This window comes from Nitratireductor sp. J20-h4, from assembly GCF_056780505.1.
The window spans coordinates 2,479,862-2,492,767 of sequence record NZ_CM165557.1 but is presented as its reverse complement, the minus strand read 5'-3'; the positions used below and the strand labels follow the sequence as shown (position 1 = coordinate 2,492,767).

General features: G+C 67.0%; 13 protein-coding genes. 11 read left to right on the top strand and 2 right to left on the bottom strand.

Annotation, left to right across the window (positions count from 1 at the left end; genetic code table 11):
• Positions 1-116 precede the first annotated feature (116 nt).
• The 10 genes from ACT2B0_RS12170 (at position 117) to ACT2B0_RS12125 (ending at position 9,717) form a co-directional block, all read left to right on the top strand.
• Positions 117-497 (top strand): endonuclease domain-containing protein, encoded by a 381-nt coding sequence (locus ACT2B0_RS12170; RefSeq protein WP_473465139.1) that lies wholly within the window; start codon positions 117-119, stop codon positions 495-497.
• 73 nt (positions 498-570) lie between these two features.
• Entirely contained in the window at positions 571-936 is a 366-nt protein-coding gene (locus ACT2B0_RS12165; RefSeq protein ID WP_473465136.1) for a hypothetical protein, read from the top strand.
• Positions 937-1,090: 154 nt separating this feature from the next.
• Positions 1,091-2,542: a dihydropyrimidinase gene (hydA, locus tag ACT2B0_RS12160; RefSeq protein ID WP_473465134.1), complete on the top strand. Its 1,452-nt coding sequence runs from the start codon at positions 1,091-1,093 to the stop codon at positions 2,540-2,542.
• Positions 2,543-2,544: 2 nt separating this feature from the next.
• Positions 2,545-3,957, top strand: a complete 1,413-nt coding sequence (locus ACT2B0_RS12155; protein ID WP_473465131.1) for a pyridoxal phosphate-dependent decarboxylase family protein — start codon at positions 2,545-2,547, stop codon at positions 3,955-3,957.
• Positions 3,954-4,361 (top strand): NUDIX hydrolase, encoded by a 408-nt coding sequence (locus ACT2B0_RS12150; RefSeq protein WP_473465129.1) that lies wholly within the window; start codon positions 3,954-3,956, stop codon positions 4,359-4,361. The genes ACT2B0_RS12155 and ACT2B0_RS12150 overlap by 4 nt, the downstream gene beginning before the upstream one ends.
• A gap of 180 nt (positions 4,362-4,541) precedes the next feature.
• On the top strand, positions 4,542-5,399 hold the full coding sequence (locus tag ACT2B0_RS12145) for an ABC transporter ATP-binding protein (RefSeq protein ID WP_473465126.1): 858 nt from the start codon (positions 4,542-4,544) through the stop codon (positions 5,397-5,399).
• Positions 5,400-5,459: 60 nt separating this feature from the next.
• The gene (locus ACT2B0_RS12140) at positions 5,460-6,389 is read left to right on the top strand and encodes an ABC transporter permease (RefSeq protein WP_473465124.1); all 930 of its coding nucleotides are present in this window, start codon (positions 5,460-5,462) and stop codon (positions 6,387-6,389) included.
• Entirely contained in the window at positions 6,386-7,243 is an 858-nt protein-coding gene (locus ACT2B0_RS12135) for an ABC transporter permease (protein WP_473465121.1), read from the top strand. The genes ACT2B0_RS12140 and ACT2B0_RS12135 overlap by 4 nt, the downstream gene beginning before the upstream one ends.
• Before the next feature lie 31 nt (positions 7,244-7,274).
• Positions 7,275-8,264, top strand: a complete 990-nt coding sequence (locus tag ACT2B0_RS12130) for an ABC transporter substrate-binding protein (RefSeq protein WP_473465119.1) — start codon at positions 7,275-7,277, stop codon at positions 8,262-8,264.
• A gap of 166 nt (positions 8,265-8,430) precedes the next feature.
• Entirely contained in the window at positions 8,431-9,717 is a 1,287-nt protein-coding gene (locus ACT2B0_RS12125; RefSeq protein WP_473465117.1) for a cystathionine gamma-synthase family protein, read from the top strand.
• Between the two features lie 25 nt (positions 9,718-9,742).
• On the opposite strand, the gene ACT2B0_RS12120 is transcribed toward ACT2B0_RS12125, so the two are convergent.
• Positions 9,743-10,627 (bottom strand): helix-turn-helix domain-containing protein, encoded by an 885-nt coding sequence (locus ACT2B0_RS12120; RefSeq protein ID WP_473465114.1) that lies wholly within the window; start codon positions 10,625-10,627, stop codon positions 9,743-9,745.
• A gap of 113 nt (positions 10,628-10,740) precedes the next feature.
• Between ACT2B0_RS12120 and pobA the strand changes: the two genes are divergently transcribed.
• A complete protein-coding gene (gene pobA, locus ACT2B0_RS12115; RefSeq protein ID WP_473465112.1) occupies positions 10,741-11,913 on the top strand; it encodes a 4-hydroxybenzoate 3-monooxygenase in 1,173 nt (390 codons plus the stop codon).
• Here pobA and pcaQ read toward each other — a convergent pair.
• Positions 11,907-12,830, bottom strand: coding sequence for a pca operon transcription factor PcaQ (gene pcaQ, locus ACT2B0_RS12110; RefSeq protein ID WP_473465109.1), 924 nt, complete (start codon positions 12,828-12,830; stop codon positions 11,907-11,909). The genes pobA and pcaQ overlap by 7 nt on opposite strands.
• Positions 12,831-12,906 lie beyond the last annotated feature (76 nt).

Below are 12,906 nucleotides of genomic sequence, written 5' to 3'. Positions count from 1 at the left end.
ACCCCTCACCCCTCCCCACGAGGGGGAGAGGAAGTGCCGGTCGGGCCGCTGCCTTCATCGGATGCTTTGCCGAAAAAGGCGGCTTCGGAGCCGTCCCTCTCCCTTTGTGGGGAGGGGTGGGGGGGAGAACGGTGTCTCCGACTGGCATCGAGCCCACCACAATCTCGCGGGCACGATCGTTGCGCCGGACCATGACAGATGGCGAGAAAAAGCGCTGGGCGGAGTTGCGCGGCTTCAAGCGGCACTTTGGGATACACGTGCGCCGGCAGGCCCCGATCGGACCTTTCATTGCCGATTTTGCCATTCACGATCTCCGTCTCGTCATCGAAGTCGATGGCGAGCATCATTTCCAGCCCGGGCGACGGGAGAGAGATCGCCGGCGCGACCGCTGGCTGACGTCGCAAGGATACCGTGTGCTCCGTTTCACGACCGGAGAGTTGAGCGATGCGTTCGAGGGCTGTGTCGAAGAAATATTGAAGGAGGCGGGCGTCGCATGAAGGGGTGTCTTGCCGTTCGGATCGCCTGTCGTCGCGACCGAGCCACAACACTTGCAGCAGGAGCGGCGGCGTGATGGCCGTGCGTGCTGGCGCGATCGGGCCGCGGGCGATCAAGGCGATCATCGCCGGCGAGATCGCGGCCTATGATCCGGTCGCCGAGGCGCGCAGGACCTCGCGCACCGGCAGCGCCGCCACGGCTAGCTGGTATGCACGCACGCTGGCGGATTTCGAGGCCGACTTGATCGAACCGGCTCCGGTCATGGTAGGGTTTTCCGGCGGCCTCGAGCAGCGATGCTGGTCGGTGACGCGCGGCGACGAGCGCTATCACGTGGTCTACATGCCCAAGGCCGGTTATTTCGCGCTCGCCGTCGCCACCGTGTTCGGCCCGGTCGACATCGGCGTGCACGGCAGGGCGATCGACGTGTACGGGGCGGTGTGAGGCGATGGGCGCGCGTTCGGCCGCAACGGGAGAGGCGGCGTGCGCGCCAGACGGGAATTGGCAGGCACAGCCGGCACGGCGGGCTTGCTAGCGGGGCTGCCGCGCCGATCCGCCGGCGTAAGGCCACGAGAAAGACCAGCAGGGAGGTTGCAACATGTCCAAAGTCATCAAGAACGGAACCATCGTCACCGCGGACCGGACATGGAAGGCGGACGTGCTGATCAAGCACGACAAGATCGTCGGCATCGGGCCGGATCTGCACGCCGACCATGAGATCGACGCCACCGGCTGCTACGTTCTGCCGGGCGGCATCGACCCGCACACCCATCTGGAAATGCCCTTCATGGGCACCTATTCCAGCGACGATTTCGAGTCCGGCACGCGCGCGGCGCTGTCGGGCGGCACCACGATGGTGATCGACTTTTGCCTGAGCCAGCCCGACGGCTCGCTGCTCGACGCCATCAAGATGTGGGACAACAAGTCGACGCGCGCCTGCTGCGACTATTCCTTTCACATGGCGATCACCTGGTGGGGCGAGCAGGTGTTCAACGAAATGCCGGAAGTGGTCGAGCGCGGCATCACCTCGTTCAAGCATTTCATGGCCTACAAGGGCGCGCTGATGGTCAACGACGACGAGATGTATTCCTCGTTCAGCCGCTGTGCCGAGCTCGGCGCCCTGCCGATGGTGCATGCCGAAAACGGCGACGTGGTCGCCGCCCTGCAGGAAAAGCTGCTTGCCGAAGGCAATAACGGGCCGGAGGCGCACGCCTATTCGCGCCCGCCCGAGGTCGAGGGCGAGGCGACCAACCGCGCCATCATGATCGCCGACGCGACCGGCGCGCCGCTTTACGTGGTCCATACGAGCTGCGAGCAGAGCCACGAGGCGATCCGCCGGGCGCGGCAGAAGGGCATGCGCGTCTACGGCGAGCCGCTGGTCCAGCATCTGGTGCTCGACGAGAGCGAATACGCCAATGCCGACTGGGACCATGCCGCGCGGCGGGTGATGAGCCCGCCCTTCCGCGACAAGCAGCACCAGGATTCGCTGTGGGCCGGGCTGTCGGCCGGCTCGCTGCAGGTGGTCGCCACCGACCACTGCGCCTTCACCACCGAGCAGAAACGCACCGGCATCGGCGATTTCACAAAAATCCCCAACGGCACTGGCGGGCTCGAGGACCGCTTGCCGGTCCTGTGGACCTATGGCGTGGCCACCGGCCGGCTGACGATGAACGAATTCGTCGCCGTCACCTCCACCAACCCGGCCAAGATTTTCGGCATGTATCCCAGGAAGGGGGCGATCACCGAGGGCGCCGACGCCGACATCGTGGTCTGGGACCCCGAAAAGACCAAGACGATCTCGGCCAAGACGCAGCAATCGGCGATCGATTACAACGTGTTCGAGGGCATTAAGGTCAAGGGCCTGCCGAAATACGTCTTGTCGCGCGGCGAGGTCGTCGTCGACGATTTCCAGGTCGAGGCCAAGCCCGGCCATGGCCAGTTCGTCGCGCGCGAGGCGCGCGGCCCGGTCAGCACGGCGCTGTCGCAATGGAAGGAGATCACCGCCCCGCGCAAGGTCGAGCGGTCCGGCATCCCGGCAAGCGGGGTTTAGGCGTGGCCGGCCTGTCGCCGGACGAGACCGAGGCGCTCGATCTGGCGGCCGAGATCGCCAAGGCCTATCGCGCCGGCGTCGCGGAGCGGCCCGTCGGCGCCGCGCTTTCCTATCCCGACGTGCTCGCGCGTTTCCGCGAGGCGCTGCCGCGCAGCGGCACTGCGGCGCGGGAGGTCGTGGCCGATCTCGCGCGCCGGGCCGAGGGCGGGCTGCTCGGCACGGTCAGCCCGAATTTCCACGGCTGGGTGATCGGCGCGTCCCATCCGGTCGGCGTCGCGGCCGACTGGCTGGCCTCGGCCTGGGGACAGGCGCCGGGCTTCGCCGATATCGGGCCGGCGGCGGCCGCCGCCGAGGAGGTTGCCGGCGACTGGATCGTCGATCTTCTGGGGCTTCCGGAAGGCGCTGCCGTCGGCTTTGCGACCGGCGCGACCATGGCCAACTACACCGCGCTTGCCGCCGCGCGCGCGCATCTGCTCGACGCGGCGGGCTGGGACGTGGAGGCCAAGGGCCTGTTCGGCGCGCCGGCGGTCAATGTCGTCCTCGGCGGCGAGGCGCATTCCTCGATCTTCCTGACCCTGCGCTATCTCGGCTTTGGCGCCGAACGGGTGCATGTCGCCAAGTCCGACGCCCAGGGGCGCATGCGGCCCGACGCGCTGGAGGCGGTCTTGTCCGGCCTGCGTGGTCCGACCATGGTCGTGTTGCAGGCCGGCAACGTCAACAGTGGCGCGTTCGATCCGTTTCCAGACTTGATCGGGCTGGCGCGCGGCGCCGGCGCCTGGGTGCATGTCGACGGCGCTTTCGGCCTGTGGGCGGCGGCCGCGCCGTCCCTGCACGGGCTGACCGACGGCATGGCGGCGGCCGATAGCTGGGCCGCCGACGCGCATAAATGGCTGCAGGCGCCCTATGATTGCGGCGTGGCGATCGTGCGCGACGGTGCCGCGATGCGCCGCGCCATGGGCAGTACCGCCGCCTATCTGCCGCAGGTCGAACGCCGCAATCCCTGCGACCTGGCGCCCGAGCTCTCGCGCCGGGCGCGCGGATTTCCCGTCTGGGCGATCCTGAAACATCTGGGTCGTGACGGCCTGGCCGAAATGATCGAGCGTCATTGCGCGGTCGCCCGCCGCATCGCCGGCCTCGTCGCGGCCGAGCCGGGTCTGTCGGTCTTGAACGCGGTGGTGCTCAACCAGGTGGTGGTCGCCTGCGGGGCGGGCGACGACCCGCGAAGCGACGCGCTGACCAGGCAGACGCTGGCCGCGGTTCAAGCCGATGGAAAAGCCTATCCGAGCGCCGGCCATTGGCGTGGGCGCGACGTCATGCGGATTTCGGTTTCGTCGGGACCGGCGAGCCTCGCGGACGGCGCGCGCACGGCCGATGCGGTGATTTCGGCCTGGCGTTCGGTCAGGGCGCAAGTATGAGCGGCGCCCCGGCCGCAACGATCAGGATCGCCGCCGCGGCCATCGTCAACCGGCAAGGCCAGATGCTGCTGGTGCGCAAGGCCGGTACCGAAATCTTCATGCAGCCCGGCGGCAAGATCGATCCCGGCGAGACGGCGCGCGATGCGCTGGTGCGCGAATTGCGGGAGGAACTGGGGCTCGAGACGGACGAGGGAGCCCTGAGCTTCCTGGGCAGGTTTTCGGCGCCGGCCGCCAACGAGCCCGGCCACGCCGTCGAGGCCGCCCTTTACCGGCTGCATCACGACGGGCCGGTCTCGGCCCAGGCCGAGATCGCCGAACTGGCCTGGTATCCAGGCGACCTGCCACAGCGGGCGCGACTGGCGCCGCTGACGCGCGACCACGTGATTCCGGCGGCGGGGCTGTGAGGATGGTCTTGCGCGTCGCCTTGATCGCAGGCTCGCGGCGAGGGGCGCACGCTGTGCGGCTGCCTGCGTGTTCGACGCCCGGCGCAACGGCTCCAGGGCAGCGGCTTGGCGACGGCCGGCTCGGCGTTCTATCTTCGATTGCAGCGCCGCCGCCGCGGCGTATCCAGTGGAGACCGACCGATGCGTAATAGTTCCGCCGCGATCAGGGGGCAGGCCACGGCCGGCGACGGCGCGGGTCTGCCGGCGGATGCCGGGGCCGGGGCGCGAAGCGTCGTGGAGGCCAAGGGGCTCGGCCTGACCTTCCAGACAAGCGACGGGCCGGTGCGGGCGCTGGCCGATGTCGATCTATCGATCGGCAGGGGCGAATTCGTGTCCTTCATCGGGCCGTCCGGCTGCGGCAAGACGACGTTTCTGCGCGTCATCGCCGATCTCGAACAGCCGACCGCCGGTTCGATCACCGTCAACGGCATGACGCCGCAGGAGGCGCGGCGCCGGCGCGCCTATGGTTATGTCTTCCAGGCGCCGGCGCTTTATCCCTGGCGCACGATCGAAAAGAACATCGCGCTGCCGCTGGAAATCATGGGTATCGGGCGCGCCGAGCAGCAAGAGCGTATAGCGCGCGTCTTGGAACTGGTCGACCTGAAGGGGTTCGGCAACAAATTTCCGTGGCAGCTTTCCGGCGGCATGCAGCAGCGCGCCTCGATCGCGCGCGCGCTCGCCTTCGACGCCGATCTGTTGCTGATGGACGAGCCGTTCGGCGCGCTGGACGAGATCGTGCGCGACCATCTGAACGAGCAATTGCTGAAATTGTGGGAACGCACGACCAAGACGATCTGCTTCGTCACCCATTCGATTCCGGAGGCGGTCTATCTGTCGACCAAGATCGTGGTGATGTCGCCCAGGCCGGGGCGGGTGACCGACATTATCGATTCGACCCTGCCCAAGGAGCGGCCGCTCGACATTCGCGAAAGCCCGGAGTTCTTGAAGATCGCCCATCGCGTGCGCGAGGGGCTGCGGGCGGGGCACAGCTATGAGTGAGGTCAAGGCGATACCGGCCGCGGCCGGTCGCGCGGCCCGACGTCCGCACGGGGGCGGGTGATGGTGGCGGTCGACCCGGTGGCGAACCTGCCGACGGCAAGGCCCACGCTGGGCGCGCGCCTCGTCGGCGGCAAGACGGTTCCCATTCTCACCGTCGTCGTGGCGCTCGTGGCTTTGTGGTACGCCTTCGCGGTCTATCTGAACGCGCCGTGGCAGCTCGACCGCTACGCCAAGGCCGAGCGGGAATGGACGGCCGCCGAGCTTGTCCGCGACACGCTCAACCAGGAACGGCCGGTGCTGCCGAGCCCGCACCAGGTGGTGGCCGAAATCTGGAAGACGACGGTCGATGTGCGCCCGACATCCAAGCGCAGCCTCGTCTATCACGGCTGGGTCACGCTGTCCTCGACGCTGCTCGGCTTCGCCATCGGCACCGCGCTTGGCATTCTGCTCGCCGTCGGCATCGTTCACAACCGCGCCATGGACAAGTCCGTCATGCCGTGGGTGATCGCCTCGCAGACGATCCCCATCCTGGCGATCGCCCCGATGATCATCGTGGTTTTGAACGCGATCGGCCTGTCGGGCATCCTGCCCAAGGCGCTGATCTCGACCTATTTGTCGTTTTTCCCGGTCGTGGTCGGCATGGTCAAGGGGCTGCGCAGCCCCGAAGCCATCCAACTCGACCTGATGCGCACCTATTCGGCCGGCGCCGGCCAGGTGTTCTGGAAGCTGAGATGGCCGAGCGCGCTGCCTTACCTGTTCACCTCGATGAAGGTCGCGGTCGCCATCAGCCTGGTCGGCGCGATCGTCGGCGAAATGCCGACCGGCGCGGTGGCCGGTCTGGGGGCGCGGCTTCTGGCCGGCTCCTATTACGGCCAGACCGTGCAGATCTGGGCGGCGCTGTTTGCCGCGGCCGCGATCGCGGCGGTGCTGGTGATGGCGGTCGGTTTCGCGCACGGCCTGGTCTTGAAGCGCATGGGGATGGCGCGATGAGTGTGTTCCTGCTCGCCGTCCTGTTCTGGCTCGCGGCCTGGGCCTTTAACGAATGGCTGGTGCGCCGGCAGCCGGAAAGCCGCGCCGGTGCGCGGCTGATCGGTATCGCCGTGCCGCTGATCTTCGGCGCGACGCTCCTGGTGCTGTGGGAAGGCGCGGTGCGCGGCTTCGAGGTTCCGTTCGTGCTGCTGCCGCCGCCATCGGCGATCTGGGAACGGCTGATCAATTCGCTGCCGATCCTGTGGGCCGATTTCCGCCAGACCTTTTTGAAGGCGGTGCTGGCCGGCTACGTGCTGGGATGCGGATCGGGCTTCCTGGTCGCGATCCTGATCGACCGCTCGCCCTTCCTGCAGCGCGGGCTGTTGCCGCTCGGCAATTTCGTCTCGGCGCTGCCGGTGATCGGCGTGGCGCCGATCATGGTGATGTGGTTCGGCTTCGACTGGCCGTCGAAGGCGGCGGTCGTCATCATCATGACCTTCTTTCCGATGCTGGTGAACACGGTCCAGGGCCTGACCGCGGCGTCGGCAATGGAGCGCGACCTGATGCGCACCTATGCGGCCGGCTACTGGCAGACCTTGTTCAAGCTGCGCCTGCCGGCCGCCGGACCGTTCATCTTCAACGCGCTCAAGATCAACTCGACGCTGGCGCTGATCGGCGCCATCGTGGCGGAATTCTTCGGCACGCCGATCGTCGGCATGGGTTTCCGCATTTCCACCGAGGTCGGGCGGATGAACATCGACATGGTCTGGGCCGAAATCGCGGTTGCAGCGCTGGCGGGTTCTGTCTTTTATGGTGTGGTCGCGCTCGTGGAACGGGCCGCCACGTTCTGGCATCCGTCTATCCGGGGAGGATAGGCATCACTTCAACCACAGAGGGAACGCTACCATGAAAAAACTGATGACTGCCATGCTGGCCGGGGCGATGTCCTTCGCCGCGGCCCAGGCGCTTGCCGCCGACAAGCTAACATTGCAGCTCAAATGGGTCACGCAGGCCCAGTTCGCCGGCTATTACGTTGCCCAGGACAAGGGTTTCTACGAGGAGGAAAACCTCGACGTCGAGATCAAGCCGGGCGGGCCCGACATCGCGCCGCCGCAGGTACTGGCCGGCGGCGGGGCCGACGTCATCATCGACTGGATGCCGGCAGCGCTCGCCACGCGCGAGAAGGGCGTGGCGCTGGTCAACGTCGCCCAGCCGTTCAAATCGTCGGGTATGATGCTGGTGTGCCGCAAGGAGACCGGCATCGAAAGCCCGGAGGATTTCAAGGGCAAGACGCTCGGCGTGTGGTTCTTCGGCAATGAATATCCGTTCCTGTCGTGGATGAGCCATCTCGGCCTGTCCACCGACGGCGGCGAGGAGGGCGTGACGGTGCTCAAGCAGGGCTTCAACGTCGATCCGTTGATCCAGAAACAGGCCGACTGCATCTCGACCATGACCTACAACGAATACTGGCAGGTGATCGACGCCGGTTTCGAACCCGACGATCTGGTGGTGTTCAAATATGAGGACCAGGGGGTCGCCACGCTCGAGGACGGCATTTACGTGCTGGAGGACAACCTCAAGGATGACGCCTTCGTCGACCGGCTGACCCGTTTCGTGCGGGCTTCGATGAAGGGTTGGAAATGGGCCGAGGAGAATCCGGACGAGGCGGCGATGATCGTGCTCGACAACGATGCCAGCGGCGCCCAGACCGAAAAGCACCAGAAACGCATGATGGGCGAGATCGCCAAGCTCACGGCGGGCTCCAACGGGGCGCTCGACCCGGCCGATTACGAGCGCACGGTCAAGACGCTGCTCGAAGGCGGATCCGACCCGGTCATCACCAAGGAGCCGGAAGGCGCCTGGACGCATATGATCACCGACAAGGCGCTTCAGTAGCGGACCTGGCCGATACCGGCATGAAGGGGGCGGGCGACCGCCCCCTTTTTCAGAGGCGGCCGGCGCCGCCGGTCTTGTGCAGAAAAGCCGGCACTGCGCACGCATGGGGCGCAACCGGCCGGCCGAGATGATAGGCTGTGTGCCGAGTCCATCTGGAGTGAGCCTCATGACCGCGCCGCGTCCCTACAAGACCCATATTGGCAATCACCGTTTGCATCCCGAAACCCTGATGCTGACCTACGGCTTCGACCCGGAACTGTCGGAAGGCGCGGTCAAACCGCCCGTGTTCCTGACCTCGACCTTCGTCTTCAAGAGCGCGGAGGAAGGGCGCGACTTCTTCGACTACGTGTCCGGCCGCAAGGAGCCGCCGGAGGGTTCGGCCGCCGGACTGGTCTATTCGCGCTTCAACCATCCCAACAGCGAGATCGTCGAGGACCGGCTGGCGGTCTATGAAGGGGCGGAAGCCTGTATCCTGTTTTCGTCCGGCATGTCGGCGATCGCCACTACGCTTCTGGCGATCGCGCGCCCGGGCGACGTGATCCTGCATTCGCAACCGCTTTATGGCGGCACCGAGACGTTGTTGGCGCGCACACTGGCCGATTTCGGCATCCAGTCGGTCGGGTTTTCCGACGGCGTCGACGACAAGGCGGTGCGCGCGGCGGCCGATGCCGCGCTGGCGAAAGGCCGGGTTTCGGCGATCTTCATCGAGACGCCGTCCAATCCGCTCAACACGCTGATCGACATGGCAATGATCGCGCGGATCGCCGACGAGATCGCGGCGCGGCAGAACGGTCTTCGGCCGGTGATCGCCTGCGACAACACGCTGCTCGGCCCGGTGTTCCAGCGTCCGCTCGACCACGGCATCGACATCTCGGTCTATTCGCTGACCAAATATGTTGGCGGGCATTCGGACCTGATCGCCGGCGCCGTGCTCGGCTCCAAGGCGGTGATGAAACCGATCAAGGCGCTGCGCGGGGCGATCGGCACCCAGCTCGACCCGCATTCGTGCTGGATGCTGGGCCGCTCGCTGGAGACGCTGACGATCCGCATGGAAAAGGCCAACACCAATGCGCATGTCGTGGCCGAATTCCTGCGCGACCACGCCAAGGTCGAGAAGGTGCATTATCCGCCGTTCTTCGGTGCCGACACGCCGGCCGGGCGCTGCTTCGCGGCCCAGTGCACGGGCGCGGGGTCGACATTCTCGTTCGACATTCGCGGCGGCGAGGCGGCGGCTTTCGCCTTCCTGAACGCGCTGCAGATCTTCAAGCTGGCGGTCAGCCTGGGCGGAACGGAATCGCTGGCCAGCCATCCGGCCGCGATGACCCATTCGGGCGTGCCTTTGGAGATCCGCAACCGGATCGGCGTGCTCGACACCACCATCCGCCTGTCGATCGGCGTGGAGAACGCCGACGATCTGGTCGCCGATCTGGCCCAGGCGCTGGCGGTGGTGTGAGGCCGGGGGCGGGGCCGGCGCGCGGTCAGAATTTCAGCCGCGCGCGCTCGCGTTCGCGAAAGGCGCCGGGCGTCAGGCCGGTCTGCTTGCGGAAGAAGCGGCTGAAATAGGCCGGGTCGGAAAAGCCGAGCGACAGGGCGATCGACTGCGCGGGCAGAAAGGTGAAGACGAGATCGCGCCTCGCCTCCTCGATGAGGCGCAGGGTGAGAAGCTGGCTGACGCTGCGGCCGGTGGCGCGCCGCGCGATCCGGTTCAGGTGCGCGGCCGAAACGCCCAGCCGGTCCGCGTAGAAACCGACCGGCCGGTGCTCACGGAAATGCGCGCCGATCAGCGCGCCGAGCGCTTCCACGCGGCCGCGGTCGAGGCCATCCGGCGGCGGCGTTTGGCCGGCATGTGTCGCGCCGGCGCGGGCGAACTCGATCAGCGCCGCCGTCACCAGCGCGTCGAGCATGGTCCAGCGCCCGAGCGCGTGGCCGGCAAGTTCGGCGGCGATGCACGACAGGGCGTCGACGGCGCGCGGGGCGCCGGTGTCGGCGTCGAGCAGAAGGCGCGGGTCGCGGGCGAAGGCGGCGATGTTGCGGTCGGCGGCGGTCAGCCGGTCGAGCCGGTCGCGCAGCACGGTGACGACAAGGCCGCTTATGTCGGGGGAAAAGCGGAAGCCGTGCACGGCGCCGGGTGGAACGAAGATCGCCGCCGGCGCCTCGAACGGGCGATAGGCGCGGTTCATCAGCGCTTTGCCGTGACCGTGGGAAATGTACAATATCTGAAAGAAGGCGGCATGGCGATGCGGGCGAATTTCCCAGTCGTGCAGCCGGCTCCGTTCCGGGATGGACTCGCAGTGAAGCCAGAAATCGGCGCTTTCGGCGTGTTTGTCGCCATAGAGCTGATAGGTGGGGACGTGTCGGGTCATTTCGGCTTGTTCTCAGTCATGCGCGAATTGTGCAAGATGTTGCGCCGCGTGTCCATTGAGACGCGACAGGTCCAAGGTCCAGTGTGGCATGAAAGCGGAATGTGGGAGATTTCATGCGCACCCAGGTGGCGATCATCGGGTCGGGGCCTTCGGGCCTCTTGCTCGGACAGCTTCTGACCAATGCCGGGATCGACAACGTCATCCTGGAGCGCGCGACCAAGGCGCATGTGCTGGAGCGTATCCGCGCCGGCGTGCTGGAAGAGGGCATGTGCGTGCTTCTGGACGAGGCGGGGGCGGGCGCGCGCATGCGCGCCGAGGGGCTGGCGCATGAAGGCATCGACCTGGCCTTCGACGGCAGGCGTCACCGCATCGACCTTGCGGATCTGACCGGCGGCAAGAAGGTGATGGTCTACGGCCAGACCGAGGTCACCCAGGACCTGATGGACAAGCGCGAGCAGACCGGCGGCGTCAGCGTCTACGAGGCCGCCAATGTCGCGTTGCACGATTTCGACGGTGCCAGTCCGTATGTCACCTTCGACAAGGATGGCGTGACGCAGCGTCTCGACTGCGATTTCATTGCCGGCTGCGACGGCTATCACGGCATTGCACGCAAATCGGCGCCGGCGTCGGTGCTGAAAACCTATGAGCGGGTCTATCCGTTCGGCTGGCTCGGCATCATCGCCGAGGTGGCGCCGGTCAATCACGAACTGATCTATGCCAACCATCCGCGCGGCTTCGCGCTGTGTTCGATGCGCTCGACGACGCGCAGCCGCTATTACGTCCAGGTGCCGCTTGAGGAAAAGATCGAGGACTGGCCCGACGACCGGTTCTGGGACGAGATCCGGCGGCGCCTGCCGGCGGCGACGGCGGAGCGGGTGAGCACCGGGCCGTCGGTGGAAAAATCGATCGCGCCGCTGCGCTCCTTCGTTGCCGAGCCGCTGCGTTTCGGACGGCTGTTCCTGGTCGGCGATGCCGGTCACATCGTGCCGCCGACCGGCGCCAAGGGGCTGAACCTGGCGGCGAGCGACGTGCGTTATCTGTTCGACGCGCTCGGCGAATTCTACGGCGAGGCGTCGCAGGCCGGCCTCGACGCCTATTCGCAACGCGCGCTGAACCGGATCTGGAAGGCGGAGCGGTTTTCCTGGTGGATGACGACGCTGATGCATCGTTTCCCCGATACCGGTGCCTTCGGGCAGAAGATCCAGGAGGCGGAACTCGATTATCTGGTGCACTCGCGCGCGGCGTCGACCTCGCTGGCCGAAAACTATGTCGGCCTGCCTTACTGAGAGGCGCGCAGCGCGGCGGTGGCGGCGCGGAGCGCCCGGCCGAAGGCGTCGAGAAGCGGCGGGCGCTCCTGGTCGGCGCGCAGGGTGAGGCCGACGGCGCCGCGGGTTTCGGCCGTGTCGACCGGCAGCGCCACGACCGTGCCGGCCGCGATCTCGTCGGCGACCACGCCCTCGGAGATGATCCACACCGCGTTGGTCTCGCGCAGGAAGGCGCGGCCGAAGGAATCCGACACGCTTTCGATCCGCCGTTGCGGTTCGGGCAGGGCAAGTGCGATCAGCAGGCGTTCGACGAACGGGCGGATGACCGAGCCCGGTGTCGGCATGATGACGGGGTAGGCGGCGATGTCGGCGGGCGCGAAAGCGTGCGTGTCGGCAAGCGGGTGGCCGCGGCGGACGACAAAACGCACCTCCTCGGAATAAAGATGCTCGAAACTCAGGCCGAACATGCGCTCGGGCGCGGCCAGCCGGCCGACGACGACGTCGAGCTCGCCGCGCGCGAGCCGCTCGAGCAGCACCGTGTTCTCGCCGGTCACGATCGTCAACAGCGCGCCGGTGTCGGCGAGGAAACCGGCGGCCACCTTGGGCATGATGCGGGCCGATACGGTCGGCAGCGCGCCGATCCGCAGCGCTGCCCTGCCGCCGCCCGCCAGCTCCTGCACGGCGTCGACGCCGCGGCGCAGCGCCGCCAGGCTGGCGGCGGCATGGCGGCAAAATTCCTCTCCGGCCGGCGTCAGGCGGATGCCGCGCCCCTCGCGCGCCAGCAGCGGCCGGTCGAGCGCGGCTTCCAGTTCGCGCAATGTGCGGGTGACGGCCGGCTGCGACAGGCCGAGCGCTGCCGCCGCCTTGCCGACGCTCATGCGCTGGGCGGTCTCGACGAAAACGGCAAGGTGACGGGTCTTGATCTGCATCGTACTCATATCGCTCTTGATATGATTATGGCAAAAAATAGCATTTTTCATAACCGGTTTAATCTGGTTGAGTGCTGAAAATCGA

What these genes read in the sequence shown, in the direction of transcription:
- ACT2B0_RS12120 (WP_473465114.1), bottom strand. Translation starts at nt 10,627, where the DNA reads ATGACCCGACACGTCCCCACCTATCAGCTCTATGGCGACAAACACGCC.
- ACT2B0_RS12140 (WP_473465124.1), top strand. Translation starts at nt 5,460, where the DNA reads ATGGTGGCGGTCGACCCGGTGGCGAACCTGCCGACGGCAAGGCCCACG.
- ACT2B0_RS12150 (WP_473465129.1), top strand. Translation starts at nt 3,954, where the DNA reads ATGAGCGGCGCCCCGGCCGCAACGATCAGGATCGCCGCCGCGGCCATC.
- ACT2B0_RS12130 (WP_473465119.1), top strand. Translation starts at nt 7,275, where the DNA reads ATGAAAAAACTGATGACTGCCATGCTGGCCGGGGCGATGTCCTTCGCC.
- pobA (WP_473465112.1), top strand. Translation starts at nt 10,741, where the DNA reads ATGCGCACCCAGGTGGCGATCATCGGGTCGGGGCCTTCGGGCCTCTTG.
- ACT2B0_RS12165 (WP_473465136.1), top strand. Translation starts at nt 571, where the DNA reads ATGGCCGTGCGTGCTGGCGCGATCGGGCCGCGGGCGATCAAGGCGATC.
- ACT2B0_RS12145 (WP_473465126.1), top strand. Translation starts at nt 4,542, where the DNA reads ATGCGTAATAGTTCCGCCGCGATCAGGGGGCAGGCCACGGCCGGCGAC.
- pcaQ (WP_473465109.1), bottom strand. Translation starts at nt 12,830, where the DNA reads ATGAGTACGATGCAGATCAAGACCCGTCACCTTGCCGTTTTCGTCGAG.
- ACT2B0_RS12135 (WP_473465121.1), top strand. Translation starts at nt 6,386, where the DNA reads ATGAGTGTGTTCCTGCTCGCCGTCCTGTTCTGGCTCGCGGCCTGGGCC.
- ACT2B0_RS12125 (WP_473465117.1), top strand. Translation starts at nt 8,431, where the DNA reads ATGACCGCGCCGCGTCCCTACAAGACCCATATTGGCAATCACCGTTTG.
- hydA (WP_473465134.1), top strand. Translation starts at nt 1,091, where the DNA reads ATGTCCAAAGTCATCAAGAACGGAACCATCGTCACCGCGGACCGGACA.